The sequence below is a fragment of the Microbispora sp. NPDC049125 genome, assembly GCF_040802045.1.
In the GTDB taxonomy this organism is placed as follows: domain Bacteria; phylum Actinomycetota; class Actinomycetes; order Streptosporangiales; family Streptosporangiaceae; genus Microbispora.
In genome coordinates this window covers 132,583-159,046 of sequence record NZ_JBEZDW010000005.1, presented here as the reverse complement: position 1 = coordinate 159,046, position 26,464 = coordinate 132,583, and the positions used below count along the sequence as shown (strand labels likewise).

Sequence of the window (26,464 nt, the reverse complement as noted above, 5' to 3'; positions counted from 1 at the left end):
CGATGACACGGACGGCGCAGCCGCCGACGCCCACGGGGGCCGGTACGCCCGACGAGGAGTTCGTCCGGCGGAGCGAGCCCTTCCGGCGCGAACTGCTGGCGTACTGCTACCGCATGCTCGGGTCGATCCACGACGCCGAGGACGTGCTCCAGGAGATCTACCTGCAAGCGTGGCGCGGCTACGCCCGCTTCGAAGGGCGCTCCTCGATGCGCACCTGGCTGTACCGGATCGCGACACGGGCGTGCCTCAAGGCGCTGGAGGGCAACGGCCGGCGCCCTCTGCCGTCCGGCCTGGGCAGTCCGAGCGATCACCCGGACGAGCCGCCGCACCCCGGGCCGGCAGATGTGCCGTGGCTGCAACCCGCCCCCGACGCACTGTTCGGCTCGGCCCCGGCCGATCCGGCCGCCGTCGTCGAGGCGAGGCAGACCATGCGGCTGGGGTTCATCGCGGCGTTGCAGTACCTGTCCGGCCGGCAGCGGGCGGTGCTGATCCTGCGCGACGCGCTGGCCTGGCGGGCGAGTGAGGTCGCCGACCTGCTCGGCACCACGACCGCCGCGGTCAACAGCGCGTTGCAGCGCGCCCGGGCCCAGCTCAGCCAGGTCGCCCCCAGCCAGGACGGGATCGCGGAACCGGCCGACCCTGCCCGGCGGGCGCTGCTCGACCGGTACGCCGCGGCGTTCGAGAGCGCCGACGTCGGCGCGTTGGCGGGGGTGCTGACCGACGACGCGGTCTGGGAGATGCCGCCGGTCCCGACCTGGTTCGCGGGGCGGGAGACGGTCCTGCGGTTCCTCACGGCCAGGGTCCTGGCCGCCGGCGAGCAGCGGATGGTCCCGACGAGCGTGAACGGACAGCCCGCGTTCGGGTCCTACTCCCGCGATCGCGACGGCGTGTACCGGGCGCACACCCTTCAGGTCCTCACCGTCACCGCCGCCGGCGTCGCCCGGGTCGTCGCGTTCCTCGACGCCGGCCTGTTCGCGCCATGCGAACTGCCGCCGGCCCTCGACGGCGGCGCTCTCCCCGGGATCTGACACAGGCACCGAGATGTCCCGGGCGGGAGCAGGGTCGTTCAGGTCGGCGCCGTTCGCGTGGTCTTGCGGTCGACGTGACCGTTTGGATGACCGTCCTGGCAGCACGCGATGCGGGCTGGAGGTCGTTTCCGGCCGGGTCGGCGCCGGTTCAGGCACGGGCCTCGAGCACGGCGAGGTCACGCACCGCATAACGGTGATGCTCGGCCTCTTCCTTGAGCACCACCTTGAGGCAGCGGCGCACGACGTACTCCTGGTCGGGATACGGGTCCGCCGGCTTGCGACCACACACCCGATCGAGCTCGGCCTCGGTGAGCCCGTCGACGACACGCCGCATCGTGGCCATGCGGGCGAGCCGCGGCGCGAGCACTTCGTCGAGCGTCGGGGTGGCTTCGAGGGTGAGCCCGAGCTTCGCCGTCGCGTCGGGCGGCATCCCGCCGTGGGGGAAGCCCAACGGGTGGTACGGCGCTTCCTCCTCCAACACGGCATTGCCGAGCCAGGCATCGCCGGCCATCAGCAGGTGCCGTTGGGTCTCGACGAACGACCACTCGCCGTCGACCTGCTCGTGCAGCCTGGCCTCGGGCAGGAGCCTGGCGCGGTCGAGTGTCGCCGCCCACAGCGTCTCGATGGCATCCCAAGCAGCCCGATAGTCGTCGGGGGACGCGGCGTCACGCGCCAGCACCCGCGTGGGGTGCCGCCGGTCGAGCTCGGCCTCGACGTAGGCGGTTACGTCGACGTCGTTGACGACCAGACGCTCGAAGGCGCCACCGAGGTAGACGTCGCTCCCATAGCAGTCGACGATCTTCAGACCGCTGACCTCGCAATCGCGGATCTCAAGACCGGCAAGGTCGCACAGGTGGATGCGGGCACCACGGAACTGGTCACTTTGGGCGTACTCAGCAGCCATCGTGGCAGTCTTCCGCACCTGTCCCACCCGCGCCACCTATGGCAATGTCGATCACGTGGAACGGCCTCTCGCGGCATGTCCCGGCCATGCGACACAGCCCGGTCGCCCTGCTCGGGACGCTGATCCCCGACGCCGGGTTCCACGTCGAGTCCGAAGGCGACCTGCCGTCCCTGCTCTACCACGTCCGCGCGGTCCGCCCGGCGGCCGGGGCGAGCATGCCCGAAGCAGGGTGGGGCGCACCCTACTGCTGGCTGGGGTGTTGGCGTGATCGCGGGCGCCGTGCCGTCGTCCTTAGGCTCGGATCATGAAATGGATCAGAGGGACCCTGGCGGTCGGCGTGGCCGCCGCAGTGCTGATGGCGGGCTCGTCGCCCGTGCTGGCCGCTCCAGGCATGCGGCGCGCTCCGGACGTGGAGCGGGGGCAGGTGGTATCGGTCAAGCCGTTGGCGGCGTTGTCCGCGCGGCAGGTGAGCGCCGCGCTGAAGGGGGACGCGGGGGGCGCCTGGGACACCGCGAAGGTCCGGTACGGGGTGCGGACGTACCGGCTGGTGTACCGGACCGTCGACGCCTCGGGGCGGCCGACCACGGCCAGCGGCCTGGTGGCGTTACCGCGCAACGGAGAGCGCCGGCTGCGGGCGGTGTCGTTCACCCATGGCACCGAGCTGTTCAAGGGCGACGCCCCATCGACCACGAAGGACGTCTGGGGACAGGCTCCGGCACTGACGTACGCGTCCGCCGGGATGGCCGCCGTGGCTCCCGACTACCTGGGGCTGGGCGAGGGGCCGGGGCCGCACCCGTGGATGGACGTGCCCTCCGAGACGACCGCCGCCGTCGACATGCTGCGTGCGGCCCGCCGGTTCGCGTCGGATTCGGGCAGGCAGCTGCGACGCGAGGTGCTGGTCACGGGCTTCTCGCAGGGAGCCTCGGCGGCGCTCGGACTGGCCAGGGCGTTGCAGGCGGGCACCGACCCCTGGTTCAGGCTGGGAGCGCTCGCGCCGGTCAGCGGCGCGTACGCGTTCAGGGACACGGAACTGCCCGCCCTGCTGAGGGGCGGGACCGATGCGAAGGCCGGCGTGATCTACGCGGCGCTCACCTTCGTGGCGTTCAACCGGCTGCACCATCTGTACGACTCACCGGGCGAGGTCTTCCGGGCGCCGTACGACAGGCGGATGGAGGGGCTGCTCGACGGCTCGCACACCGGTCTCGAGGTGGTCAAGGGCACGCCGGACACCATAGACGCGCTGCTGACGCCACGCGGCCGTGCCGCCCTGGCGCACCCGACCGGCAGGCTGGCCGACGCCCTGCGGGTGGTGGACGGCGTGTGCGCGTGGAAACCTCAGGCGCCGATCCGGCTGTACGCCGCGAAGGGCGACGAACAGGCGGTGAGCGCCAACAGCCCCCGCTGCCAGGCCATGCTGCGAGCCCACGGAGCCGATGCTCCGCTGGTCGAGCTCGGAACGCCCGACTACGGCGGTTCCCGGCACCTGGGCTCCCAGCAGGCGGCCACCGCGGCCCTGGTCCGCTGGTTCGCCTCCATGTCCTGACAGGCTCGCTCCCAACCTGATCGGCTCACATGGATGCCCAGGGTGATGGAGGAGCGAGTCATGCGGATCGTGGTCTGGATCGTCGCCGGGTCGGCGATCGTCGCGGCCGTCGCCCGCTACGCGATCTCCGTCGCCATGGGGCAGGGGACGACGCGGTCAGCGAGACTCTGCTCACCGTGCTCAGGAGTGAGAGTAACGCCGGGAGAGAACAGTTCACGGGCGTTGTCGTCAGCGTTGTCGTCAAAGCCAAACAAGAACGCCCCGGCCATAGTTGGCTCGGGGCGTTTGGGCTGTTCAAGAGGGGTGGTCAGGGACAGGGTCGAACTGCCGACCTTCCGCTTTTCAGGCGGAACAATCCTCCTGCTTGGGTGACGGAGACCGTGGTCAGAGGGTTGTGAGTGGCTGTCGCGGGATGCTCCCGTACGGGGACGTTGTTGTCGCGGCTGCTGTCATCTCAACCCTCGTGCCTGGTGACAAGGCCCGACGAGGGGCCGCGACGCCCGGTCTGTTGGACGTTAGAGTGTGGCGCATGACGCCGCTTCGGCTCGTGACTGACCGCGGGTAGGAGCAGCGTGGTCGCCATCGCCCAGTTGCCGTCCGCGGGCCGGGTTCTGACCGGGGTCGCCGGAGGCGTCGCGGTGGCCGCCCTGCTCGCGTTCCGGCTGGCCGGCGACGACGGGTTCCCCACCGACCCGGTCGGCGTGCTCGCGCTGGCGGCGGGAGCGACCGGCGCGGCCGTTGCCGCCACTCGACTCGCCAGGGTGGGCAACCAGCGGGCCGACACGTTCGCGACCTGGCTCTGCGTCGCCCTGCTCGCCTATCTCGTTTTGGCGGCCTGGGCGGTGTGGATGGTCACGACCGGGCATCCGACCGCCGCACTCGCGGTCGCTGCCTGGAATTCGGCGTGGATCCCACCGCTCGCCCTGATGCAGCTCACCGCATCCGCGGCCATCCGGACCGGCGCAAGGACGCCCTGGACGCACCCGGTCCTGACCGCGGTGATCGGCACGCTCACGCTCGCCAACGCGCTGGTGACGAGGGCGAGCGAGCCGTTCACCGGCCTGCCGACCATCGCGCCGGAGTCCTGGCGGATGGTAATCGAACCGGTCGGCACCTTCGCCACGCTGCTCGGGATCCTTGCCCTCCTGCTCGTCCCGGTAACGCTGTGGCGTGCCGCGCTCGGCTCGGAGGGACCCGCCCGCGCGCGGATCGGGGTCGCCGCGGCCGGGGCCACCGCCCCTCCGCTCACCGTCTGCTTCTGCCTCCTGCTTGCCATTGCCCGTGCCCCTGGCGCCGTCGAGCCGTCGCTGGGCTCGGTCGCGTTCCTCGTCGCTCTCGCTGGAGCCTCGGCGTTCAGCGCCGCCTGCGCGCTGATCGCCGCGCGCGGCGGCGTCGAGGGCCGCCAGGTGACGATCGTCGTGCGCGGCACCGGGCTCGCCGGCGCGGCCCTGGTCGTGCTCGGGACCGGAACCATCATCGCGGCTCCCGGTCTCCGGCTCGGCCCGGCCTCGGTCGCGTTCCTCGTCGCGGCCGTGACGGTCGTCGTCGGCGGCGGCGCATGGGCCGGGACTGGACGACTCGCGCGGGTCCTGGCCCCGCAGACCCCGGCGGCCCCGCCGGCCCCGCCGGTCCCGCCGGTCCCGCCGGTCCCGAACGACGAGGATCTCGCGACGCCGACCGCAGGGGTAACGGTCACCGGCCTGACCCCACGCGAGGCCGAGGTGCTCGCCGTCCTCGCCGAGGGCGCGAGCAACGCCGGGATCGCGGCCCAGCTCGTGGTCTCCGAGCGCACGGTCGACGCCCACCTCCGCGCGATCTTCGTCAAGCTCGGCCTCACGCCCGGCGCGGAGACGAATCGTCGCGTGCGGGCCGCGAGGATCTGGCTGGATCACACCACCGCGAACCGGGGGCCACAGGGGCTGAGCAAGGCCGACTGAGCTGGTGTTTTCCGAAGATAGGTGCTGAGGCCGATGCCCGCACGACGCCTCCACGGTGACGGTGGACAACAGCGCGCGTCGCGCTGACACCGATCGAAGGAGGCATACGGCCGTGACTGCATCCGAACTCCCCGGCGCCGCGATCCCCCCGGCCGCCGCGGTTGCCGAGCCGGGCGGCCTGGCCCGCTCGGCCCCGCGGCGCGTCGCTCTCGTCGGGCTCTTCGTCCTGTTGCTGGTTTCGCTGGCCGGACGGACCGGGTTCGCGTTCTGGGAGCCGCCGTTCGACGGCACGATCCGGTACGACGACGTACGCGCGTTAGGCGGCGCGTACTGGCCGATGAACCTCTACCTCGGCGGTCCTGGGTATGCGGTCTCCTGGGTCGCCGTCGGGGTCTTCATCGTGCTGCTCGCCCGGGGCAATGCCGGCGTGCTCAACCTGGTCGGCGCCCTGCTGGCCGGGATCGGTGGGATCCTCTTCGCCCTCACGATCACCGCCCAGGTGCTGCCGTTCGCGTACGCGGCCGACCCCGAAGTACTGCCCGAGGCCGAGGGCCGGCAGCTCTTCGAGGTCCTGAACGCACATCTCGACCAACTCCTGCCAGCGATCATCGGCACCCAGATCGCCATCGCACTCGGGGTGCTGTTCGCGCTCATCGGGACGCTGATCTCGAAGACGATGCCACGCCGACTGTCGATCACGGGCATCGCGTACGTCGTCGTGTTCGTCGGGCTGCCGATCGAGTCACTCGGCGCTGTGGTCATCGCTGCCGGGTATCTGCTCCAGGTCGCGCTCGTCGCAGCGATCGGCTGGTTCGGGCTTCGCGCCGGACTCGGCAGACATTGAAGGGTAAGGACCACGTTCCTGTAGCCGGCTCAGCCCATGATTCTCCCGAATTCCCTGTGGTTACGTCCGCCTGCGCCGGCGAGAGTCTCGTTCTGATTCATTTCTTCAGCTTTGTTCTCCCAGTGGGACCGCGCCACACAACTAGTTCAGGGATAGCCCTCTATTGGGGCCATCCCTGGATCCGTATGTTCAACGTAGTAGTCACACCGAGGAGGGTCTGCCATGGACATTGCGGCGATGGCATTGGCCGCCACCGCAGGTCAGGCGCTCGTTCAGGCGATGGTCACCGACGGGTGGGCGGGCGTGCGGGCGAGGGTGGCTCGGCTGCTCAGCCGTGGCGACCAGAACCAGGAGCAGCGTGAGTTAGACGAACTCGACGAGGCGGCGGGGGCTGTCCGTGCAGAGGCGATTCCGGTGTCGGTCGTGGCCGGACACCTTCAGGGCCGGATTCAGTCGCTACTGGAGAATTATCCGGAAAGCGCAGCCGAAATCGAGGCGCTCGTGGCCGGACTCAAAGAAAAGGGCTCGACAAACATAAACGTCGGCGGCAGCGTTTCGGGCCAGATCATCGCGGGGTCGAACAACAACGCGGTATTTCGGGTGACGCATAAGCCTTGATCGAGAGGGCTCTCAATGGGACACCAGGTGGACATCGGGGGCGACGTCTACGGTGTGGTGATTGTCGGTGACGGCAACGTCGTCACCTATTACGCCGACCGCGCCTCGCGGGTCGAGCCGGGTGGGTCTGTGCCGGACGTAACGCGGCGCTCTGCCCCTTCCGATCCGCTGATCGCGGGTGTGCTGTGGGGGCGCGACGGCGAACTGGCGCAAATCGACAGGTGGTTGCGTATGCCGGGCGCGTTAGTGCAGGTGCACGGAGTGCCCGGGATCGGCAAGTCGGCGCTGTTGCGCCGGATCGCCGCCGACCGGCGCGCGGCCGGTGACGAGGTGGTGTTCCTGTCCGGTGCAGGCCGACCGGCCGAGGATCTCGTGCAGGAGCTGTTCGAGGTCTGCTACGACAGTCCCGACCATCGGCCCTCGCCGACGCGGCTGCGGCGGCTCATGGGCAGGGTCCGGGCGCTGATCGTGGTCGACGACTTCGAGGGCCCTCCCGGCGACCTGGCCACCCTGCTCGACGCGACACCCGCGAGCAGCCTGCTGATCGGGTCGTCCGCACGAGGCATGGTTGAGAACAGCTACTCCCTCGAGCTGCGCGGTCTGCCGGAAGCAGCCGCGATGGCCCTGGTCATTCACCAGGCCGGGATCCCGCTGACGCCCGCGCAGGCGGTGGCCGCCCGCGATCTGTGTCGCCGCTCGGGCGGGCACCCTCGGCTGCTGCTCCAGGCGGCTGCCGTGCTCGCATTGACCGGTGAGATCGGTGCCGATCCCCGTTCGGTCCTGGCGGCTTCGCTTGACCTGGACGCGTTGGCCGTCTACCGGGTGCTCGGCGCGCTGCCCGGCCGGCCGGTGCCGCCGGGGCCGCTCGCGGCCCTGGCCGGGATCGGGTCCGCGAGTGGCGCGATCGCCACGCTGACGCAGCTCCGGCTGGTGGACCGCTCAGGCGGCGCCTTCGTTCGGTCCGATGAGAGCGCGCATGAGCGAGTCGATGCCGCCCTGTACGCCTCCAACCTGGCCGCCTGGGCCGCCGCCGCCATGCGCGGGCAGATCGTCGGGAGCGCCCCGGTGGTAATAGGTGTTCTCGAGCTGGCGATGGCACGGGAAGCGTACGACCCGGCGCGGATTTTGGCCCGCACAGTGGCGGCGGCGCTCGGCCGGTCGCTGCGGTGGGGCGCGTGGGGTCGGGTGCTGGACCTCGGCGCGCAGGCCGCCGCGCAGGTCGGTGCGGCTGATGACCTGGCCTATTTTCAGAGTGAGGAGAACACCAGGAAACGTGCCCTCGGCCTGGCGGCCGGGCTCACGGTCGGCGGCGCAGGGGCGGGTGTCGCCATCAGTACGCTCGGCGGCAAGACGGGAGCCGGTATCGTCAGCGTCCAGTCAATTGCCGTCGCAGTGGTCACCGCCGCGACGGTGGCGACCCTGGGGGCAATCGGGGTGGGCCTCGCGACAACGCATCCGAGTTCCAGCTCTGCGGCCTATGTCACGCCGGCCCTTTCCGACACCGGTCTCCCGACCGTACCGACCCTTTCCGACACCGGTCAGCCGGTCACGACGCGCCCGTCCTCACCTTCGCCCCCGCCTTCACCCTCGCCTTCACGCTCACCGGAAACGGTCACGCCCAGCCCACAAAGGCCGCCCCCCGGTGCCGGGCTGACGCTCTCCGCGAGCTCCGTTCCCCCTGGGCAGGCGGTGACTGTGCGGGCCACCGGCTTCTCGCCGGGCGAGCCCGTGGCGTTCGTCTGGTCGGGTCCCTCTGTATCCGGGCAGCCACCGATGGCCACCGCCGATGCCCAGGGCGCGGCCACGCTCGACGTCACGCCAGGAATCGCTCCCGGGTCGTACACGATCACCGCGACAGGTAGCGCCTCCGGACGGTCGGCGCACAGGACCGTATCGGTCATCACGCTTACGCTGTCGCCGCCCAGCGTCGCCGCCGGTCAGAAGCTCACGGTTTCGGCGCACGGGTTCGACGATGGCGAGCCGGTCACGTTCACCCTCGACGGTGCCTCACTCGGCACCGTCGACGCGCAGGCCGACGGCGCCTCCCTTGAGGCGACCGCGCCCGGCACACCCGGCGATCTCGAGATCGTCGCCACGGGCCGTAGCCGGGACCGTCGCGCCCTCGCCCGCCTCCAGGTGACCGGCAGGGACCTGAGCGGGACATGGAAGTGGGGTAGCGCGAGCGTCGAGCTACGTCCCATCAGTGGTGGATGGAAGGGCTACTGGGTCACGGAGGTACGAGAGCCGAATTCGGGCTGTATGTTCCACGCCGGAGAGCTCACCCTGCACATCCTTGGAAACCATGCCAACTACGTGGGCGAGATTCGCTGGCTCAACGGCCAGAACGGCCAGAACTGCGTGTCCGCGTGGGCCGACGCGAAGGTGATGGTCAGTGTGGGCGGCGACCGGATCGACATAGAGGCCCGCAGTCCGTTCGGACAGGGCACTGAGTCCCACGTCTTGACCCGATGAGTGCGGGTGTCGGGGAAGCGCTCCGGGTTGCCGGGGCACCTCTTTCGTCAGCCATCAATAAAGCCACTTCTCGCTGTGGCGATGCCTTGTCGGCTCCGGCTCCTCACCTCGTAGAAGCATCAGGCGGACGCGCTGTCGGGCCTTGCGCTCTGCGATGTTCGTGTCCACGCCGATGCCTTTGCATGATCCGCCGGCGTCATGCCTGGCTCGGCGGCCATCTTGCTCCTGGATACGTAGCGGCATCGTGTTGTCGGTGCGGCTCACTGTTGAATCCTCGCGGACCCGCTCCGACACCTCAACTACCCCTGTTGTCGTCAGCGTTGTCGTCAAACCCAAACAAGAACGCCCCGGAACGTGATCGACTCGGGGCGTTTGGGCTGTTCAAGAGGGGTGGTCAGGGGCAGGGTCGAACTGCCGACCTTCCGCTTTTCAGCTCTAGCAATCACCGTGGTCCTCAGTCCCGACCAGGAGCTGGTCAGTCGCCCGCGGTGCTCTTCGTGTGAACTTGGTGGCCGACGTTGCCGTCAGCGTTGCCGTCACAGATACCGCCATGCCCAGTGCGGAGGCCCGAGTGCCCTGACTTCAAGCGCACATTCGAAAGCTCTGCGACTCTCACGCCATCCCCTGGTGATAGCAGCTCGGGAAATCTCTAGCGCACCTGATCGCTGAGCTGGGAAGTCACTGAGCCTTTCCCGCTGATCGTTGATCACGCTGGGTAGCTCCCAGGGCGGCTCTTGCCTGCCGGCCGAAGACATGGGTGAAACGCGCCACCGAGGCCGGGCTGACGCATCTCAATCTCGACGGCACGCCACCGATCATCACACACACCCGGGGAACCGCACTTCTTTCAGGTCTTCCGGGACCAGAGCGGGCAGAGGCTCGGCTTCCCCGGTCTCGATGTCGATCCGGTAGTAGTGGCTGGGCCCGTAGCCGTGGGTACTGATCACGAAGGTGTCCGCACTGGTCCAGCACTCGACCTTTTCGAGCCTCGCGGTCGTGGGCAACCGCATGCTCCGGCGACCTGTGCGCCGGCCGTATCGCGTGAAGCGGTTCTCGTCATAGTCGAGGTCGATCCACGTCCTCCCGTCGGGCAACGGGCCCAAGTGGTCCAAGTCCTCTGTGCTGAACAAGACGGTGCCACTGAGATCGACCGCCCGGACACCCTCCAAGTCATCAACCAGCAGGGCCCGCCCGCCCGTTAACCAGCCGTTCAGTGTCGACTCCGGCCCGAACCCCGGGACACGCCGCCGCTTGCCGTCCCAGACATACAGTTTGTCCTCGGAGGCGAACGCGAGGCGGCGACCGTCTGGAGAAAAATACAGTTCGTAGTCCGACGCATCGGCTTTCGATATCGTGCTGATCCTCCCCGACGGAAGGTCATACACGACGACCTCGCGCTTGCTCCGGCTGTGGTAGGCCAGCCTCCGGCCGTTCGGGCTGATCTCGAGGTCGCTTGGAGTGGCGTCCTCGACAAGCAGCCGTTGGTCCGACTCAGTGATGACGACCCAGTAGCTTTCATCGGTGAGCCCGGTTACCGGCGCGTCGACGCGGTAGGCGTACCGGATCGTGGCCTGCATAGGACCGTGCAATGGATTGAGCTCCGAAAAGGCAAGGTCGACGAATGGAGCGCGGCCTGCGTGCTGTCCGAGCGAAGCATCCAGGGCCGAGCAATAGGCCACCATGAGGACAAAGGCGATAAGGCAGACAATCAAGGCACCGTACCTGGCGGGATTCCGCCCGGGCTCCCACTCGGCGACCGCGGGAAGATCCTCCGTCATCGCCCGTAGCGTGCCGGCAAGAGCCGTGCCATCGGTGCCCAGAGCACGAAGCCCTTTCTCGCCCGCCCGCCGCACGGCTCTTCTACTTCGCCCGCACAGATAGGCGGTCTCCTGCTCGGTCCAGCCGTCATGGTGCAACGCAACCAAGACGGCACGCTGCAAATTGGAGAGTTCCTTCCCCCAGCCCGGATCGGGCCAGGCGCGGAAGGGGCTGAGATAGGACCGATAGAGCGAGAAGAAAGCGTCCTTCGTGCCTTCCCTGTCGCGCAGCGCCTTCTCCACCATGCGCCGGGCATACGTCGTGCGTCCGCCCAACAGCGACGCCGTACGGCGGACCTGCTCGTACCAGTCCGACATCAGCGGACCTTCCCGAAGACGATTGAGTCGGAGTACGGGATGCCAATCGAGATGAGCTCGCCCGTTCTGGCGTCGATGGCTATGTAGTCGTCCCCGTCCTCGATATCCGCGTCTCGTGCGACCAGGGTGTCGGCGCCCGCCCACTGGAATTCGCTGAGCTCAGCGGGCAGGACCCGCACCCGCCGCCCGGTCGCGGTCTCGTACACCGAAGCCGGCTCCCCGAAGTCGATGTACCACCGCAGATCTGCGGACATATCGAGGGGATGCTCCTCCTCCGACCGGAAGCGGGTCGCCGTGCCGTCGAAGCGGATGGCGTCGATCGAGACGTCGACACCATCGCAGCCCGCGCTGCCCATCAGGCTGTCGCCGGTCAGCCCGTAGGCCCAGCACACCTGGTCGAGTGTCCTCGTCCGGCCCGTCTCGAAGTCCGTGACGAATGTCCGACGGTTCTCACTGGTGGACACGGCGAAGTGGCGGCTGTCGGCGGAACTGGCCACCGAGGTGATTGCGACGATCTCCTCAGCGGTAAGGCGTGGTGTGATCGGGCGGGTGAAGCCGGAGCGGAGATCCTTGGCGAGGTAGCGGAGTTCCCTCACGTCCAAGTAGGCGACGCGGTGTCCGTCCGGGGTGATCTCGATGGGGATAGGGTCGGTGTCGAAAATCGACTCAGAGCGGGCATGGCTGGCGGCCGTACTGAGTTCGATATCCATGCCGAATGGCACGTGCAGTGTCCACCCCACGCAATCGATCACTGTCCCGCCCGCGGACATGGGCTCGAATAGGTCGCTGGGGCACGATGTGGGCTCGCCGTACGTGACCGCCTGGATATTGCGCCCGAACGCCCCCTGACAGGCGGCCAGACCCACGAAGACCACGGCGATGCCTGTCCATCTACGGATGCGTCTCCAGCGCGAGAGCCTCGCCCACGGATGTGCCACAGCAAACAGTGATACACAAACGCGATCACGAACGAATCAACGTCCAACCTCGGACGTCTGCGGACAGGCGTCGACGCCCGGAGCCGGCGCTCATCCGCCATCAAGGCTGTCGAACGACGATCCCTTGCTGATCGGCTCGGGGCGTTTGGGCTGTTCAACGGGCGCCACCGTCAGGTCTTCACAGAGATCCTGCCGCTGGAAACTCTCACCGCGGGATGATTACACGTCTAGGCCGGGAGGGGCCGGCCGACCAGGACCGCCCCCCTCCCGGGAACCATCAACGCCGATGCCCCGGCAAGACGAGCAGGGTGACGGAATTCGCCGGGTACGTCGCATTGACCCGGCCCTGGTGCACCGTGAGATCGTCACCGCGTACGATCGCGTTGAGATCGGCCGCGCTGTAGGTGAACCGCTGCGCCCTGGCGTTGCCGTGCAGCCCGGCGATCGACAACGGTGAGGTCAGCTCACCGCCGGTCTTGTTGATGACCATCAGGGTCAGCGCCTTGTCGCGCGAGCGCTGCGCCCCGTACACCGCCAGCTGCCCTTGATCGCTGCTGGTCGCCGACACACTCACGTCACCGAACCGGCTCCCCGCGCCGTCGTAGTTGCGATACATCCGGAACGCGTAGGCGCCGGGCTGCGTCGGCTGGGGTTCGCCCCAGATGGTGGCGAGATCGAGACCCTCACGCCCGAAGATGCCGAGAACGTCGGCCTGCGCCAGGGCGCCGTTGATGTCGTCCAGCGCGCCCCAGTTGTACTCGGTGATCGCGGTCTTCGTGCCGGGGTAGTACTGCGCGACCCACTCCTTCATCTTGCGGATGAACTGCAGCGGCGGCGCGTTCACGCCCGTGGGCCCGATCCAGGACTCCTCGACGTACGTCGGGTCCCACAGCGAACGCGTGGACCGCAGCCGCAACGCGTTGGACTCGGGGTCCTTCCCGCCATTGATCTGCGGGTAGTAGTGCTGGTCGAAGTAGTTGAGCATGCGCTTGCCGCCGTGCGCGTCGCTGTAGTCCTTCATGTTCTTCAGGAACCACTGCGACAGGTTGAGCCCGCCGTGCGCGGCCGCGTCGGCGCCCGGCGCACATCCGTCCACCCCGGACGCGACCCACTCGCAGTATCCCCAGCCGGACGGGCCGAGCACCGCCGCGCTCGGGTCGGCGGCCTTGATGGCCGCGGCGGTCGCGGTGCTCTTGCCGCCCAGCTCGTCGTACGAGACCGCCTCGGGGTGCACGTCGCGGTGCGTGGCGTTCCACAACACCGGCTCGTTGTCGAGCTCGTAGATCGACACGCCGCCGCGCGCCGCCTTACCGAACTGGCTCACGAGATGCGACACCATCTCGCCGTCGAACGAGGCGTCCACCGCGATCGAGGTGTCCTCAGGCACCGCCCCGGTGAGGTTCGCGTTGTTGAGCCTGCCGTTGCCGCAGCCGGCGTCCCACTGGTCGAATCCGTCCTGAGCGGGGAACCGGCTGGCAGGGAATCCGCAGGCGAACGGGTGCTCGGCGGGCGAGTCCTTGGCCACCCACCCGCTCATCGGCACGGTGACGACCTGTTTGGTGCCACGGTCCCGGTTGGTCTTGACGAACGCCTCGACCGTGTTGTCGGGCCCGGCGACGATGTTCTCGAAGTACCAGTCGCTTCCCGTGTTGTAGGTGTGGTTCTTGAAGTTGTAACGCGTGCTCGTGTTACCGCCCCAGCGCGCCACCGGCAGGCCGATCTCGGCGGCGAACGCCGGGTCGGCACCGTTCATGCCGTAGACGTCCGGACTGATCGCGTGCCGGGCGGCGGACAGATCCACCGACAACGTGGGACCCGCTGCGGCCACAGCCGGGTCCAGGGCCGCCTGGGCGGTCAATGTCCCCGCCACCAAGGACACCGCTACGCCGAGCGTCGCGGCCGGTCGCAGCTTCCGCCGCCGTCGAGCACCCATCATCGACGCTCCCGTCAATCGATCCATTCGGTCAACAACCGAGGAGCCTGACCGGACGCTCCACCCGAGTCAAGGAGTTGCAGTCGCGCGGAGGGCAGGCGGCCAGGGGGTGCCAAGAATCTTGGCCCCCTGACGTGGTGCGTCTCCTGGTCAAGCCTTGGCCGCCCTATAACGACCCGGCCGCGGTTCAAGAGGACAGCCTGAAAGTTCCAATCGAGGCCCCCTGCCGTCATCGTTCAATCGGTCAGCCGAGCCGCCGCCTTTCTCGCTGCTCGCAGGATCTCTTCGGACAGAGGGGAGTCCGCCGTCGCTCGGGCGAGCAGGAGAGCGCCCACAAGGGTGGACAGGGCCGCCAGCCCGGTGTCCCCCGGAGCGATCCAGCCGGCCATGTCGCGAACTCCGGCGGCGTAGGTGTCGCGCCATTCAGGATCTCGGGCGAAATCACCGGCGAACCCGGCTGCCGGGCATCCGCTGCCGGGGTTGTCACGTGCTTCGGGTGCCAGGTAGGAGTCGATCAGCGACGACCACGCGGCATCGTGACCACCGTGGTCGTCGTCCAAGGCCGCCAGATACCGCAGCATTTCGGAGAAGGCCCTCGCTGTGGCCTCTTCGACGAGCGCCGCCTTGGAGGCGAACTGTTTGTAGAAACCGCCCTGCGTCATGCCGACCGACTGCATGACGTCGGCGACGCTCACATCGCGCACCCCCTTCTCGCGGAAGAGTCGCGAGGCGGATTCCACCACACGCTTTCGATTTTCCTGTGCCTCAGCCTGTGATACCCGGCTCATCTTCGACTCCTCGTCGCTTCGATTCACCAACGGGCCGGGAGCTGGATTCCAGGCGTTCGGGCCGGCCTGCTGCACGAGAAGTAGATTATAGACGCAATCTATGCGTGCCGCCGCACGCCCCGGAACTCTGGAGTGCGTGCCCCTGGGCGTCTCCGCCCGATCACTCACGAGGCGCGGGGCCGCCGGGGGCGAACGTCATGCGGGGATTCGCCCAGCAGGTCCGAGCGGCCATTCAGTCGGCATCCGACTCCCCCAGCTGAGCGCGGACAGACGCGGCCTCCGGCGTACGGCCCTGACCTGCTCGCCGGGGCCGGGGGCCGGGGCCTGCTGGGGTCGGGCCCGGGGCTTGCTGGGAGAAGCGGCCGCCGGCGGCCACGCCGGCACCCGCTCGACAGCGCGGGTGAGGACCGATGCGGCTCAGTTGATCAGGTGAATCCGCGGCGCTTCGGCGCTGACAGCCAGCGTCTGGTCACAGTGTTCGCAGACCAGCCCCGCCGGACGCACCAGGTTGGTCTGGAGCGAGTTCTGCCCGGCCTGCCCAGTTTCAGGACAATAGGAGCCCAGATGCAGACGTACCCACGGGATCGTGCTCGGCGCCATCGCCCTCTGATCCCGCTTCGCATCGTGGAAGGGTGCCCACCAGAAATCGACGAGAACCCTGAGTGAGAGGCTCTGCGATCCCTGAGAGTGATCGAACGCCGTGATCTGGACGGCGGAATAGTGCTCCCCATTCTCCTCGTCCGCAGTGCATACGGCTCGCTCGGCACCGCGCTGGAGGATGGTCGTACGGCGAGTCCGTTCGCAAATGAAACAGTCCAAGCTCAGCTCAACCTTGTCGTTCCAATACAGGTTGTGAGCGATCGATCGATGGACGGGATCGATCAACAGAGCGGCGCCGATCTCCACACATCGCAACATCGCATTCCCCCAGGGCATCCACGAGACCGTTGCTGTCACTGGATATCAAAAACGCCCCAGAGCGGGGTCACTCGGGGCGTTTGGGCTGTTCAAAGAGGGTGGTCAGGGGCAGGGTCGAACTGCCGACCTTCCGCTCTTCAGGCGGAGCAATCACTCTGCTCCCCCGGTCCGTGCCGAGGTCGGCGGTGCTGCTCGGCTGTCGACGCGCGCTCATGGTGGCCGACGTTGTCGTCAGCGTTGTCGTCACATCCGCCGTGGCGCTCAAGAATCTCGACGGCTTGGAGCACGTCGGTAACCACGCGGTCGGCCTGGTGGTCGACACCGGACCAGGTGCCTCGGTCGATCCAGATCGTTCGGAGACCGGCGGCGCGTCCGCCGGCTATGTCAGCGGTGCGGTTGTCACCGATCATCCATCCGCCCTCGACGAGAGTGACACCGCAACGCTTGGCCGCGATCTCGAACAAACCGACCTCGGGCTTGCGGATGCCCTCGGCCCCCGACAGCGCGTAGGCGTCTACGGCCTCGGCCAACCCGCTCTGCTGAATCTTCCCAAGCTGGTTGTCCGCCGTCCCGTTAGTGACGATCGCAACCCGCCAGCCGGGACGCGCGTAGCCGGGCCAAGCCGTCCATCACCTCGGGCCGACAGCGCACAAGGTACGGCATTCGCCGCCGGTAGCGACCCGGTCGCGAACATTATCAAGCCATCATCACGGTTACCCGTGACGGCGCCGCCGTGCTGGGACTCAGTGTCGAAGCCCCGGACGGTGAGCCAGAAAGGCTCGCGCAGGCTACGCGGCTCGTTGACCAACTCCGTCGCCAGTTCTCCGTCCCGGCAGGGATCGCCGGAGTCGAACTCCCTCCGCCTCGAGACCGCGTGGAGTGGCGAGAGGAAGCACAGGTGGAGCTCAGGATTGGTGCAATCCCCGCACCATTTGCCGCGACCACATGATTACAAGGGAAGGGCAGAGACCTTGTAGACGACGGTTGGAGCTGCTCGGGCGGCAGATCCTACTCCAGCATCGCTTTAAGGAGTCAGTGGGTGCAACGGTGGACAGTAGTGTCATCTGCTTGGGTAACAGTGAAAACCATGCATTCTAAGAATTGCTGGGTTATCCTGCGGTCAAGGTTTATTGCCATCCTGTTCAGTCACTCAAAAAGAGCTAAACCCGATGGCGATATCCGCGCGTGAAGACCTCGGCGGGGTTGTCCAACAACTCGGCGAACCCCAACTCCGCGCCACCGACCAGGGTGGTGTCATCCCCAAGAGCCGCGATCCGCAGCTTCACTCGTTCACGCGAAACCGGCAGCACGTTGGCGACGATACGATTCCGCACCTGCGCCGCGGACCCTCGGTAGACATCGCGCAGCATCCCGCCGAAGACCACGACACCTGGGTTGAACAGGTTGATCAGGTTGGCCACCCCGAAACCTAGCCAATCCCCAACGTGGTTGAGCGCCGCTCTGGCGGACTCGTCGCCCCGCTCGGCGGCATGCACCACGGACGCCACCGCGTCGCGGCCGGTCAGCCCGGGGGGCCAGTTGGCCGCGCTGAGTAACGCGTCCTCCCCGACCTCCGCCTCCAGGCACCCGCGCGAACCGCACCCGCACGGCCGGCCGTCATACGGATTCACAATCATGTGCCCGGCCTCGGCAGCGTAACCGTCATTGCCGTCCAGGCGTTTACCGTCGACGATGACGCCGCCGCCCACACCGACATCGCCGTGCAGATAGATGAGGTTCCGAAACCCGATCCCAGCCCCTCTCTGGTTCTCCGCGACTGCTCCTAGGTGGGCTTCGTTTCCGACGCGGACTGGCAAGCCCAGAGCCAAGCGGCGCTCCAGTTCAGGCCCGAACGCCTGATCCACCCAGCCGGTGTTGGGCCCAAATCGCACGACGCCGTCCGCTGGCTGGATCATGCCGCAGAATGACGCGCCAACGCCGACGCATACGGAATCGCGAGGAACGTCACGGAGCAACTGCCTAGCGAATTCGGCGAGGGTACCGACCACATCGTCCAGGTCGGGGTACTTGCGCTGGCGGACGGCCTCACGCCGATCGAGTATGACGCCGCCCAGGCCCACCCGCGCGGCCAGCAGCCGGTCCACCGCGACGTCGAAGGCGAGCACGAATACGCGATCAGTCTCCGGGCCGACCACTAGCGACGGCCGACCCGCCCTGTGGGTATCGTCAGGAAGCTCCTCCTTGACCACCCCCAGAGCGGCGAGCTCGGCGGTCAGCCCCATAATCGTGCTGCGGTTCAGCCCCAGTTTCTCCGCCAGCACGGCGCGCGAAGTCGGCCCGTTCAGGTGGACGTAGCGCAGTAACGCTCCAAGGTTCTTCCGGCGAATCTCCTCGTTAGGTGCCCCGGGTTTCGTAATTTTCATGACCCGAGTCTCCCGGCCCTCCTAATCGATCTCCACTGTCTCGGCGTGACCAGCGTGAGGGTGCCGAAGAACAGGCCAGCTAAGTCGTTGTTACTCACCGAGTACATGGCGGGGATTGTGGCACGCATGTCCCATCCCGTGCGGACCCGCACGATCCGCCTTGTTCTGATCTCTCGTCTGCTGTCGTCCCACCGCGTAGCGGAGCGGGCCGGCGACGGAGGGTCAAGCCTGGCCTCGCGTGTTCCATGTTTCCGGTGACCTTCCTCGCGCGCTGGGTGCCCTACCTGTACGGCCGGGCTTGACCTGGAGGAGTCGGTCTGCTGGGCTCTGCCTGGGGCGATGGCGGTCGTTTGCCGTTAGGCCAAAGATGCGAGGACGTTGTCGTCAGCGTTGTCGTCAAAGCCCAACAAGAACGCCCCGGCCGTGATCGGCTCGGAGCGTTTGGGCTGTTCAGGGGTGGTGGTCAGGGGCAGGGTCGAACTGCCGACCTTCCGCTTTTCAGGCGTGGCAATCGCCCTGCTCACCCGCTGGGAGCTGTGAGTGGAGGGGTGCCGACGGTGCCCTATGTGTGGCTGCGGTGGTGGACGTTGCCGTCATCCACGCCGTCGAAACGGACTGTCGCAGACAGTGCTGGATGATGTATCAGCGAACGAGCAGTACCAATGCGATTAAGGCTGCGAGCACGAGGACCATGGCCGCGGCGATTGGGCCATGAGCGCTGGCTCCGATGACGACGCGGCCCCGCGTGATTTCCTGGTTCAACGCACGGTAACGGACGGTGGCGTAGCCAAAGCCGGCGAGTGCCGCACATACGAGCACGCCGCCTGCGGCAAATGCGTAGACCTCGTTGTGTGAGCCGAACTTCGCCGCTCCTAGACCGAAGGCCATCATGGCCAAGCTCGTCCGCAGCCAGGCGAGGTAAGTGCGCTCGTTGGCCAGGTGCTCGCGAACCCGGAGATCGCCGACGGCGATGGACGACTCGTTCACCGATTAGGCACTCCCATCCCGACCGATTGGGCCATCTTGGCGACCCGTTCAGGGTAAGCCGTAATCCGCTATGGCACGATGATACGAGAGGTTATGCCAGGTGGGGGCCTCGGGAAGAGGCTCAAACCAGTCGTGGGAGGCGATGCACCTTGGGTGGTCCCCTACGCGGAAGCGAGCCTGATCATCCCTCACCTGAGGGGGTCAGAGAACGAAAAGTCGTCAAGCCGACTCCCCCCGAGCTCATGGAGGACGCCGGGACCGGTCTGGACTACGGGATTCGGCCGGACCGCACGCCTGGCTACATCACCCCGATCGATCGCTTCTTCCTTCGTAGCCACGCACCGACTCCCCATCTGGACGGGGCGAGATGGTCGCTGCGGATCGAAGGAAGTGGGGTACGCGAGCCGATCACCTATACCTACGCCGATTTGTGGGATCACTTCTCGCTGGTCTCCATGGTCCGGACGATCGAGTGCGCCGGTAACCGCCGTGTGCTGTTCGGCGAGGCGTACGAACGCACATTCGAAGGAACCCAGTGGGGCCGCGGCGCTATCGGCACTGCTGAATGGACCGGCGTCCGGTTGCGCGACCTGCTCGAACCGGCGGGGATCACTCCTGGAGCCCGCGAGGTCATGCCGGAAGCGCTCGACGAGATCCGGGCCCGCCGGCCCATGCCGCTGGCCAAGGCGCTTGCCGACGACACCCTGCTCGCGCTGACCATGAACGGCGAGACGCTGCCGCTCGATCACGGGTACCCGGCTCGGGTCGTGGTGTCCGGATGGCTCGGTGCCGCCAGCATCAAGTGGGTGGGCCGGATCGAAGTCTCCGAACATCCGCTGCACGTTCCGTGGAACACCGAGGACTACGTACTGATCGGTCCGGACTACCCTCCGCAGGCGCCCTCACTCGGTATGCCGATCACCGGCATACCGGTGGCGAGCCTGGTGGAACTGTCCTGGCCGGCACGGCTGCAGCCGGTACCGCAAGTCGTCCGGGGGCGTGCGTTCGCGGGAGAGAACCAGGTCACGGCGGTCGAATACCGCATTGACGAGGGTCCCTGGCAGGAGGCGTCCCTGGCTCCGCCGGAGATACCGGGCGCGTGGGTACGCTGGCAGTTCAGCTGGGATCCCGAACCCGGCGATCACACCATCCGGGTACGCGCCACCGACGACCAGGGCCATACCCAGCCCGACACCGTCCCATGGAATGACCTGGGCTACTGCTATCACCCGGTGCTGTCCCACCCCGTCCGAGTCGAATCCATGACCTGAGGCCGTATCAGGGCTTGGCGAACAGGCGGGCGAACTCCAGGTTCCCCCTCGTTGGGGGCCTTTCACATGTGCGCGGCCGAGAGGACTCGAACCCACAACCTTTTGATGCAGATGGACGCACCGCCCACTCGCAACGCCGAGACCAGAAGGGCACAGCTCATGACCGAAATTATCGCAGGGGTGGAGGTTCCCGAGACGGCGGCGGTCGCCGAAGCCACCCGCCACATCCGGGGGATGACCAGCCCCCTCATCTTCCATCACTCCCGGCGCACCTTCTTCTTCGCCGCGCTTCACGCTCGCGAGGTCGGTCTGCGGCCGGACCCGGAGCTGCTCTACCTGTCTGCCATTTTCCACGACCTCGGCCTGCTGACGCCCTTCTCCGACGTGGAGCAGCGCTTCGAGCTCGATGGCGCCGACCACGCACGCAAGTTCCTGCTCGACCGTGGTTTTCCGGCCACGGCCGCCGACGTGGTCTGGGAAGCGATCGCGCTGCACAGCACGCCGAGGATTCCCGGCCGGATGGGCCCGGAGATCGCCGCCACGCACCACGGCGTGCTGACCGACGTGCAGGGCGTGGGCTTGGACAAGCTGGATCGTGGCCTGGTGGACGAGATCACCGCTGTTCATCCGCGCGGCGACTTCAAGAACGGGTTCCTGCAGGCCCTTCTCGAGGGAACCAGAGACCGCCCGGACACCACCTACGGCACCATAAGTGCGGACGTATTGGCGCACTTCATTCCCGGTTTTCGTCACGTCAGCATGGTCGAGCGCGTCATGCGTTCGGCCTGGCCGAGCTGATCAGAACATCGAAGTGATCAAAACCCCACAAGGAGCAACGTGGTGAGACAGGGCGCTCCTCGTCGGCAACTGGACGAGGTGCCGCATTCATGGTGCTGACACTTGCGAGCTTGGCGATGATGGCCACGGCGAGCGCACCGTCACCGCTCTACTCGTTGCACCGGGAGCGTTGGGGCTTTTCGATCACGACCTTGACGGTGGTCTTCGCCGTGTACGTGGTCGGCGTGCTCGGCGCGCCGCGGCGTTCACCTACCTAACCGGATGGATGGTGGCGGCTCTGGCCGGGCTGGTGTGGGCCGCACGCCACTGACCCGCCTTGGCCCCGCGCGCCGTACAGGTCTCACCGTTTGCGAGCGGCAGGGTCGCGCCCGGCCAGCGAGTGAGCGTGCATCCCTGGTCGCACTGGCGCTGCCGGAGCGCTGGCCATCGCTCCGCAGCCGTCGTGGTGACCCAGACTCTGATGGTGGTCTGGGCATGTGCCGTGGAGAGGTTCGGACCCGCGTTGGTGGCCGAGGTCGGCAGACAGGCGCCTGGCGTGCGACTCCGGTTGATGCAGAAGACCAACAAGGACGCCGGTCCCCTGCGAGACGGCAGGGTTGACCTGGAGACGGGCGTCGTCGAACACGCTATGCCTCCGGACGTTGTGAGCCAGCCACTGTTCACCGACCGGTTCATCGGGGGGTGCGGAGCAAGCACCCACTGAGCACCGGGAGAGTCACCCTAGCCCGCTATGCCTCCTCGCGACACGTGCACGTCTCAGGGCGCGGTCGGATGGAGGGGCTGGTGGATGAGGCTCGCAAGAGACCGGAACGGAAGGCCCGGACGGGGAGACTCGCGAGCCAGAAGAGCCCGGCTTCCGGGTCGCTCAGGCGACATCGTGACCACGGGCACGGCGATCGCCCTGCTGCCCATCGAGGACCTGGGGATGGGTGGTGCCTGATGGTGCCCAGCGTGTGACTCTGACAGGGGACGTTGCCGCCAGGGTTGCCGTCGATTCACTGGGGAACGACCTGTGCGCGCACGCCTGGCAAATCGTCGAACGCGGCGGACGCGTCCATTATCGGCATGGTGGTACGTCCCATTCTTCGGTGCCCTCGGGGGACATCAGTAACTGAAGGTGGTCGCGCCCTCGTCCCCGATCCACTGCCACATGGGGACGGTGCCGCCCAGCTCCGCGCCCTCGATGAGTCGTTCCCTGTCGAGCACGCGTGCGTGGAAGCAGATGGGGCAGACCAGGTAGCGTCCGCCTGCCTTGGCGTACCGGGCCACGAGGTCGGCCAGTTGAGGGCAGCCGTCACACGCGATGGCGGTGGCAACGCCGTCGAGCGCCAGCCGGGCGGCTTCCTTGGTGAGGAACATGAGCGTGGGACGACCCTGCTCGGCCGCGCCCACTGCGACCAGAAACGCCACTGTGACCCGCTCAGGGTCCTCGAGCCCGGTGGTCAGGCTGACAACGGCTTTCCCGACCATGGATTTCTCCTTGTCTGTAGTGAATAGTTCCTGAACGGCCTCGACGCCGGTTGTTCCGAGGGCCGCCCGGATGCCGGGGTGCAGCTCGTCGAAGACCGGATCAGGTACGGCACCGACGGCGGAAAGGATGCCGCTGAAGAAACGGCGCAGGCAGACGGCGAGCACGATCTGGAAAATGTCGCCATCGACCAGCCCATGCCCGCGCAGGGTCTCGATGTCCGCCTCAGCGACCGTCACCGGATCGGCGGCGACGTGTTCGGCGAAATCCATGACGGCCACGTCCACCGGAGCCAGCCCCGCATCATGGCGGTCGGCCAGGATCGCGAGCAGCGCCGCGTCGTCGTAGAACCGCTCACGCAGCACGGCCGCGTGCGCGAGACCGCAGTACGCGGAACCCAGACGGCGGGCAGCGGTCAGGGTGACCAGCTCGTAGCGACGCGGGTCCATGCCGGCCTTGACCGCCTCCCCCAACTGCCTCCAGGCGTCATAGACCTCGGGCCCCAGTGCCAGCACCCTGAGGTAGTTGGGCACGTATCCCAGGGCGGCTCGCTCGGCTTGATAGAGGGGTGATTCGATGGGCGTGCTGAGATAGGTCATGATCTCCCCTTACGACGGCGCCTCCGCACAGAACGTAGGACCTCCGCAACGGGCCGCGATTGGGGAGAACTCCCTAATTTGCGGTGTCCCGAACCAGGTTGAGCCGGTGCGCCGCAGCGGTCGCCTGGCCTCGGCTGGCCACACCGAGCTTGCCGAGCACCGCGGAGATGTGGTGGCCGACGGTCTTGACCGACAACGACAGGCGCCCGGCTATCTCGGCGTCGGACAGTCCTTCGGCCAGTAACGCGAGCACCTCCGCCTGGCGCGGCGTCAGGCCCGCGGCGTTGGCCGTCGTCGCCCGGCGGGGACCGCGCGGCACCCGGGTGAATCCGCGCCTTCCCAGCTCGGCGCGCAGGCTCTGCGCCGCCCGCGTGGCCCCCAGCCCGTCCAGGACCCGCAGCGCCTCGACCGCCGCGCCCCGGTCGCCGCCCGCCAGCGCCTCGACACGCGCGTATTCGGCGCCGCGCCGGGCCCACTCCGCAGCCGCGCCCGCCCAGTCGTCGTTGATCATCATCTGGTACGGCCGCGCCACCGCACCCGGGATCCCGGTCCCTCCGGCCCGCCACAGCCGGTAAGCCAACTCCCCTACGTAAACCGGGTGGCCTACCGTCATCGCCAGATCCAAGCCGCGCCGAGCCTCCTGGGCGGCACGCTCGGTATCGCCGTACCAGAGGAAACACTCAGAGCGGGCCGCCGCCACCGGGCAGACCCGCTGCACCTCACCGGTGCGTTCGGCCTGACGGGCGGCCTCGTCCAGCGTGACCAGCGCCTCGGAATCACCGCGAGCCGCCTGGATCCGGCCTCGCGCCACCAGCGCGGGAACCACGGCGACCCCGGCGCTGACCGGCCGATCCAGCGCCGCGTCCGCGTCGGCCAGCGCGCCGGTCCAGTCACAGCGGACCAACCGCACCCCTGCCCTCACCCCGAGCAGGTACTGGACGTAGCCGTCGAGGTTGTGCTGGGTGACATAGGCCAGCGCCCGCTCGACGGCCGGTACGGCCGCTTCGTACTCGGCCAACTGGATCAGCGAGGTGGCCAGGTTGACCAGCGCTCGGGCGGCGTGATCGGCCAGCCCGAGGGATGAGGCCCGCTCGTGCGCCTCCAGCAGCCCCGCTGCCGCACCGTCGTCACCGTCCGTCAGCCGGGCGCTGCTCACGTTGATCGCAGCGTGAAGGGAGGTCTCCGAATCCCTCAGCCGGTCGGCCAGGGTCCGCGCTCGCTCCCCCCACGTGACCGCCGGCTCCCGCTCGCCCGCCAGCATGTGCAACTGCGACCGGTTGCTGTAGGCCATGGCCAGTTGTCGATTCGGCAGCCCCGCCTCAAGCACCGTCACCGCCCGGGCCGCCGCCTCCCGGGCCATCCCCGCGTCCCCCGCCCACCACGCCAGCCGGGAGATCCAGCGCAAGTTCTCCCCGATCTGTTCGGGCTGCCCCAGACCCTCCCGTACGGGCAGCGCCGCCCGCCGAGCCCGTAGTCCCTCCTCGGCCAGCCCAGCCAGGTACGCCTGGAACGCGTACGCCTCCAGCAACTCGGCCCGCTGCGGGGCCGGCAGGCGGTCGGCGTGTACGGCCGCGGCCCGGTAATGCGCCGTCGCCTCCCGGTGCGCCCCCTGGCGGGCCGCGGCGGCACCCGCCAACTGCCCGTAACGCAGGACTGCGGCATCGTCTCCCGCGTGCAGCGCGTGGTGGACCAGGCGGCCAGGGTCAACCCCGGCGACCCCCGCCAGCAGGCCTAAGATCCGCCGGTGCAGGGCGGCGCGCCGAGCAGGCGACATCGAGTCCTCCACTGCGCTGCGCAGCAGCTCGTGACGGTACGACACGCCGTCACCAGACGGCATGAGCACTCCGGCGTCGCAACACATGTCGACCAGGTCCGGCGCTTCCGCCACGATGGCGGCTTCCGCACGAGTCGGGACCACAGCCACCAGTTGCGCCAGTTCCCGGGCGGGCCGCGGCAGTGCGCGCAGCCGGTCCAGGACGAGGTCCTGCACGGTGGCGGGCACCGCCCGGCCCTCGGCCTTGAACAGCTCAGTCACCAGCAACGGGTTGCCGCCGGTCAACCGGTAGACCAGCTCCGGATCCCGCCCGGCCCGGTGCGCCTGCTCCCTCACGCACCCCGGCGACAGGGGCGACAGCGACACCCGCCGCACGATGGCACTGGGCAGGGCCGCCAGGGCCCCCCGCAGCGGGTGCTCGACGCCCACCTCGTCATCGCGGTAGGTCAGCACGAACAGGACCGGCATCCGGCCGATCCGCCGGCCCGACCAGACCAGCCAGTCAAGTGTGGCCTCATCGGCCCAGTGGGCGTCCTCCACCACGACAACCGGGCGCGGTCGTTGCGGCGGGCCGGCAAGCTCGTCCAGGAAGGCAGTGAAGATCTCCTCCTGCTCGGCGCCGGCACTCAGCCGATCGGCCAGGACGCCTCTGGTCTGTCGGCCGATGTCGTGCAGGGGGCCGAGCGCCCGCGGGGTGATCAACCGGTCGCAGCCGCCCCAGACAACCCATGCCGCCGGCCCGCATCGCCGAGCGAATTCGGTCACTAGCACGGACTTGCCGATACCCGCCTCGCCGGCCACCACCGCCACGCGGCCGCCGCGGGCGCTCTCGCGCAGAAGATCGCCGAGGAGATCCAGCGTCGCGGAACGCTCCCACAGCTCCATCAGATGATGCTAAGCCTCGTATCCGCGCCCACGGCCTCGTCGCCCGCGCCACACCCTGGAACGCCGTGCGCCGGCGGGGGTGAGCCCCTGTCGCCGGCTCATCACTTCGTGCTTGGCGCGCATAGGGCGAGACGTTTTCACCTACTACAACCTCGAGCACCGCCACTCCATGATCGGGTGCTTACGCTGCTGAAGGTGCAACCGAACGCGGCGATGGCAGCAGTGCTGGCCGACCTCCAG

General features: G+C 68.2%; 22 protein-coding genes and 2 tRNA genes. 10 read left to right on the top strand and 14 right to left on the bottom strand.

Going from position 1 to position 26,464, the window contains the following annotated elements; all coding sequences use genetic code 11:
• Positions 1–2: 2 nt before the first annotated feature.
• The gene (locus AB0B72_RS08280; RefSeq protein ID WP_367737860.1) at positions 3–1,028 is read left to right on the top strand and encodes a sigma-70 family RNA polymerase sigma factor; all 1,026 of its coding nucleotides are present in this window, start codon (positions 3–5) and stop codon (positions 1,026–1,028) included.
• A gap of 148 nt (positions 1,029–1,176) precedes the next feature.
• On the opposite strand, the gene AB0B72_RS08275 is transcribed toward AB0B72_RS08280, so the two are convergent.
• Complete coding sequence (locus AB0B72_RS08275) at positions 1,177–1,932, bottom strand: DinB family protein (protein ID WP_367737858.1); 756 nt, start codon at positions 1,930–1,932, stop codon at positions 1,177–1,179.
• 86 nt (positions 1,933–2,018) lie between these two features.
• On the opposite strand from AB0B72_RS08275, the gene AB0B72_RS08270 reads away from it, so the two are divergent.
• Both AB0B72_RS08270 and AB0B72_RS08265 read left to right on the top strand, forming a co-directional pair.
• Positions 2,019–2,240: a hypothetical protein gene (locus tag AB0B72_RS08270; RefSeq protein ID WP_367737856.1), complete on the top strand. Its 222-nt coding sequence runs from the start codon at positions 2,019–2,021 to the stop codon at positions 2,238–2,240.
• A complete protein-coding gene (locus tag AB0B72_RS08265) occupies positions 2,237–3,475 on the top strand; it encodes an alpha/beta hydrolase family protein (RefSeq protein WP_367737854.1) in 1,239 nt (412 codons plus the stop codon). Before AB0B72_RS08270 ends, AB0B72_RS08265 begins: the two co-directional genes overlap by 4 nt.
• Positions 3,476–3,779: 304 nt before the next feature.
• On the opposite strand, the gene AB0B72_RS08260 is transcribed toward AB0B72_RS08265, so the two are convergent.
• A tRNA-Phe gene (locus AB0B72_RS08260) sits at positions 3,780–3,848 on the bottom strand.
• Between the two features lie 199 nt (positions 3,849–4,047).
• On the opposite strand from AB0B72_RS08260, the gene AB0B72_RS08255 reads away from it, so the two are divergent.
• From AB0B72_RS08255 to AB0B72_RS08240, 4 genes are all read left to right on the top strand, one after another.
• The gene (locus AB0B72_RS08255) at positions 4,048–5,412 is read left to right on the top strand and encodes a response regulator transcription factor (RefSeq protein ID WP_367737853.1); all 1,365 of its coding nucleotides are present in this window, start codon (positions 4,048–4,050) and stop codon (positions 5,410–5,412) included.
• A gap of 112 nt (positions 5,413–5,524) precedes the next feature.
• Positions 5,525–6,256 (top strand): hypothetical protein, encoded by a 732-nt coding sequence (locus tag AB0B72_RS08250; RefSeq protein WP_367737851.1) that lies wholly within the window; start codon positions 5,525–5,527, stop codon positions 6,254–6,256.
• Between the two features lie 222 nt (positions 6,257–6,478).
• The gene (locus AB0B72_RS08245) at positions 6,479–6,874 is read left to right on the top strand and encodes a hypothetical protein (protein WP_367737849.1); all 396 of its coding nucleotides are present in this window, start codon (positions 6,479–6,481) and stop codon (positions 6,872–6,874) included.
• A 27-nt stretch (positions 6,875–6,901) separates the two neighbouring features.
• A complete protein-coding gene (locus AB0B72_RS08240) occupies positions 6,902–9,346 on the top strand; it encodes a hypothetical protein (RefSeq protein WP_367737848.1) in 2,445 nt (814 codons plus the stop codon).
• A gap of 54 nt (positions 9,347–9,400) precedes the next feature.
• Here the strand turns inward: AB0B72_RS08240 and AB0B72_RS08235 are convergent, their stop codons facing one another.
• The 10 genes from AB0B72_RS08235 to AB0B72_RS08190 form a co-directional block, all read right to left on the bottom strand.
• Positions 9,401–9,610: a hypothetical protein gene (locus AB0B72_RS08235; protein ID WP_367737846.1), complete on the bottom strand. Its 210-nt coding sequence runs from the start codon at positions 9,608–9,610 to the stop codon at positions 9,401–9,403.
• Between the two features lie 554 nt (positions 9,611–10,164).
• Positions 10,165–11,481, bottom strand: a complete 1,317-nt coding sequence (locus AB0B72_RS08230) for a TolB family protein (protein WP_367737844.1) — start codon at positions 11,479–11,481, stop codon at positions 10,165–10,167.
• On the bottom strand, positions 11,481–12,347 hold the full coding sequence (locus AB0B72_RS08225; RefSeq protein WP_367737842.1) for a hypothetical protein: 867 nt from the start codon (positions 12,345–12,347) through the stop codon (positions 11,481–11,483). The genes AB0B72_RS08230 and AB0B72_RS08225 overlap by 1 nt, the downstream gene beginning before the upstream one ends.
• A 349-nt stretch (positions 12,348–12,696) precedes the next feature.
• On the bottom strand, positions 12,697–14,355 hold the full coding sequence (locus tag AB0B72_RS08220) for a glycoside hydrolase family 44 protein (RefSeq protein ID WP_367737840.1): 1,659 nt from the start codon (positions 14,353–14,355) through the stop codon (positions 12,697–12,699).
• 233 nt (positions 14,356–14,588) lie between these two features.
• Positions 14,589–15,215 (bottom strand): TetR/AcrR family transcriptional regulator, encoded by a 627-nt coding sequence (locus AB0B72_RS08215; RefSeq protein WP_367737838.1) that lies wholly within the window; start codon positions 15,213–15,215, stop codon positions 14,589–14,591.
• A 342-nt stretch (positions 15,216–15,557) separates the two neighbouring features.
• Complete coding sequence (locus tag AB0B72_RS08210) at positions 15,558–16,046, bottom strand: hypothetical protein (RefSeq protein WP_367737836.1); 489 nt, start codon at positions 16,044–16,046, stop codon at positions 15,558–15,560.
• Between the two features lie 149 nt (positions 16,047–16,195).
• A complete protein-coding gene (locus AB0B72_RS08205) occupies positions 16,196–16,603 on the bottom strand; it encodes an HAD family hydrolase (RefSeq protein ID WP_367738054.1) in 408 nt (135 codons plus the stop codon).
• Between the two features lie 615 nt (positions 16,604–17,218).
• On the bottom strand, positions 17,219–18,442 hold the full coding sequence (locus AB0B72_RS08200) for an ROK family protein (RefSeq protein ID WP_367737835.1): 1,224 nt from the start codon (positions 18,440–18,442) through the stop codon (positions 17,219–17,221).
• Positions 18,443–18,899: 457 nt separating this feature from the next.
• Positions 18,900–18,978, bottom strand: a tRNA-Phe gene (locus tag AB0B72_RS08195).
• Positions 18,979–19,084: 106 nt separating this feature from the next.
• Positions 19,085–19,429, bottom strand: coding sequence for a YidH family protein (locus tag AB0B72_RS08190; protein WP_367737832.1), 345 nt, complete (start codon positions 19,427–19,429; stop codon positions 19,085–19,087).
• A gap of 242 nt (positions 19,430–19,671) precedes the next feature.
• Here AB0B72_RS08190 and AB0B72_RS08185 point away from each other — a divergent pair, with 242 nt between their 5' ends.
• The 3 genes from AB0B72_RS08185 to AB0B72_RS08175 all read left to right on the top strand — a co-directional run bounded on the left by AB0B72_RS08185 (position 19,672) and on the right by AB0B72_RS08175 (position 21,755).
• On the top strand, positions 19,672–20,700 hold the full coding sequence (locus tag AB0B72_RS08185; RefSeq protein WP_367737831.1) for a sulfite oxidase: 1,029 nt from the start codon (positions 19,672–19,674) through the stop codon (positions 20,698–20,700).
• A gap of 159 nt (positions 20,701–20,859) precedes the next feature.
• Positions 20,860–21,498 (top strand): HD domain-containing protein, encoded by a 639-nt coding sequence (locus tag AB0B72_RS08180; protein WP_367737829.1) that lies wholly within the window; start codon positions 20,860–20,862, stop codon positions 21,496–21,498.
• A gap of 89 nt (positions 21,499–21,587) precedes the next feature.
• Positions 21,588–21,755 carry a hypothetical protein gene (locus AB0B72_RS08175; RefSeq protein ID WP_367737827.1) on the top strand — a complete coding sequence of 56 codons (168 nt, stop codon included), beginning with the start codon at positions 21,588–21,590 and terminating at the stop codon, positions 21,753–21,755.
• Between the two features lie 847 nt (positions 21,756–22,602).
• Here the strand turns inward: AB0B72_RS08175 and AB0B72_RS08170 are convergent.
• Both AB0B72_RS08170 and AB0B72_RS08165 read right to left on the bottom strand, forming a co-directional pair.
• Positions 22,603–23,565, bottom strand: a complete 963-nt coding sequence (locus AB0B72_RS08170) for a carboxymuconolactone decarboxylase family protein (protein ID WP_367737825.1) — start codon at positions 23,563–23,565, stop codon at positions 22,603–22,605.
• A gap of 73 nt (positions 23,566–23,638) precedes the next feature.
• Complete coding sequence (locus tag AB0B72_RS08165) at positions 23,639–26,224, bottom strand: AAA family ATPase (RefSeq protein WP_367737822.1); 2,586 nt, start codon at positions 26,222–26,224, stop codon at positions 23,639–23,641.
• Between the last annotated feature and the right edge of the window lie 240 nt (positions 26,225–26,464).

What these genes read in the sequence shown, in the direction of transcription:
- AB0B72_RS08280 (WP_367737860.1), top strand. Translation starts at nt 3, where the DNA reads ATGACACGGACGGCGCAGCCGCCGACGCCCACGGGGGCCGGTACGCCC.
- AB0B72_RS08275 (WP_367737858.1), bottom strand. Translation starts at nt 1,932, where the DNA reads ATGGCTGCTGAGTACGCCCAAAGTGACCAGTTCCGTGGTGCCCGCATC.
- AB0B72_RS08270 (WP_367737856.1), top strand. Translation starts at nt 2,019, where the DNA reads ATGCGACACAGCCCGGTCGCCCTGCTCGGGACGCTGATCCCCGACGCC.
- AB0B72_RS08265 (WP_367737854.1), top strand. Translation starts at nt 2,237, where the DNA reads ATGAAATGGATCAGAGGGACCCTGGCGGTCGGCGTGGCCGCCGCAGTG.
- AB0B72_RS08245 (WP_367737849.1), top strand. Translation starts at nt 6,479, where the DNA reads ATGGACATTGCGGCGATGGCATTGGCCGCCACCGCAGGTCAGGCGCTC.
- AB0B72_RS08230 (WP_367737844.1), bottom strand. Translation starts at nt 11,481, where the DNA reads ATGTCGGACTGGTACGAGCAGGTCCGCCGTACGGCGTCGCTGTTGGGC.
- AB0B72_RS08220 (WP_367737840.1), bottom strand. Translation starts at nt 14,355, where the DNA reads ATGATGGGTGCTCGACGGCGGCGGAAGCTGCGACCGGCCGCGACGCTC.
- AB0B72_RS08200 (WP_367737835.1), bottom strand. Translation starts at nt 18,442, where the DNA reads ATGAAAATTACGAAACCCGGGGCACCTAACGAGGAGATTCGCCGGAAG.
- AB0B72_RS08185 (WP_367737831.1), top strand. Translation starts at nt 19,672, where the DNA reads ATGGAGGACGCCGGGACCGGTCTGGACTACGGGATTCGGCCGGACCGC.
- AB0B72_RS08180 (WP_367737829.1), top strand. Translation starts at nt 20,860, where the DNA reads ATGACCGAAATTATCGCAGGGGTGGAGGTTCCCGAGACGGCGGCGGTC.
- AB0B72_RS08175 (WP_367737827.1), top strand. Translation starts at nt 21,588, where the DNA reads ATGGTGCTGACACTTGCGAGCTTGGCGATGATGGCCACGGCGAGCGCA.
- AB0B72_RS08170 (WP_367737825.1), bottom strand. Translation starts at nt 23,565, where the DNA reads ATGACCTATCTCAGCACGCCCATCGAATCACCCCTCTATCAAGCCGAG.
- AB0B72_RS08165 (WP_367737822.1), bottom strand. Translation starts at nt 26,224, where the DNA reads ATGGAGCTGTGGGAGCGTTCCGCGACGCTGGATCTCCTCGGCGATCTT.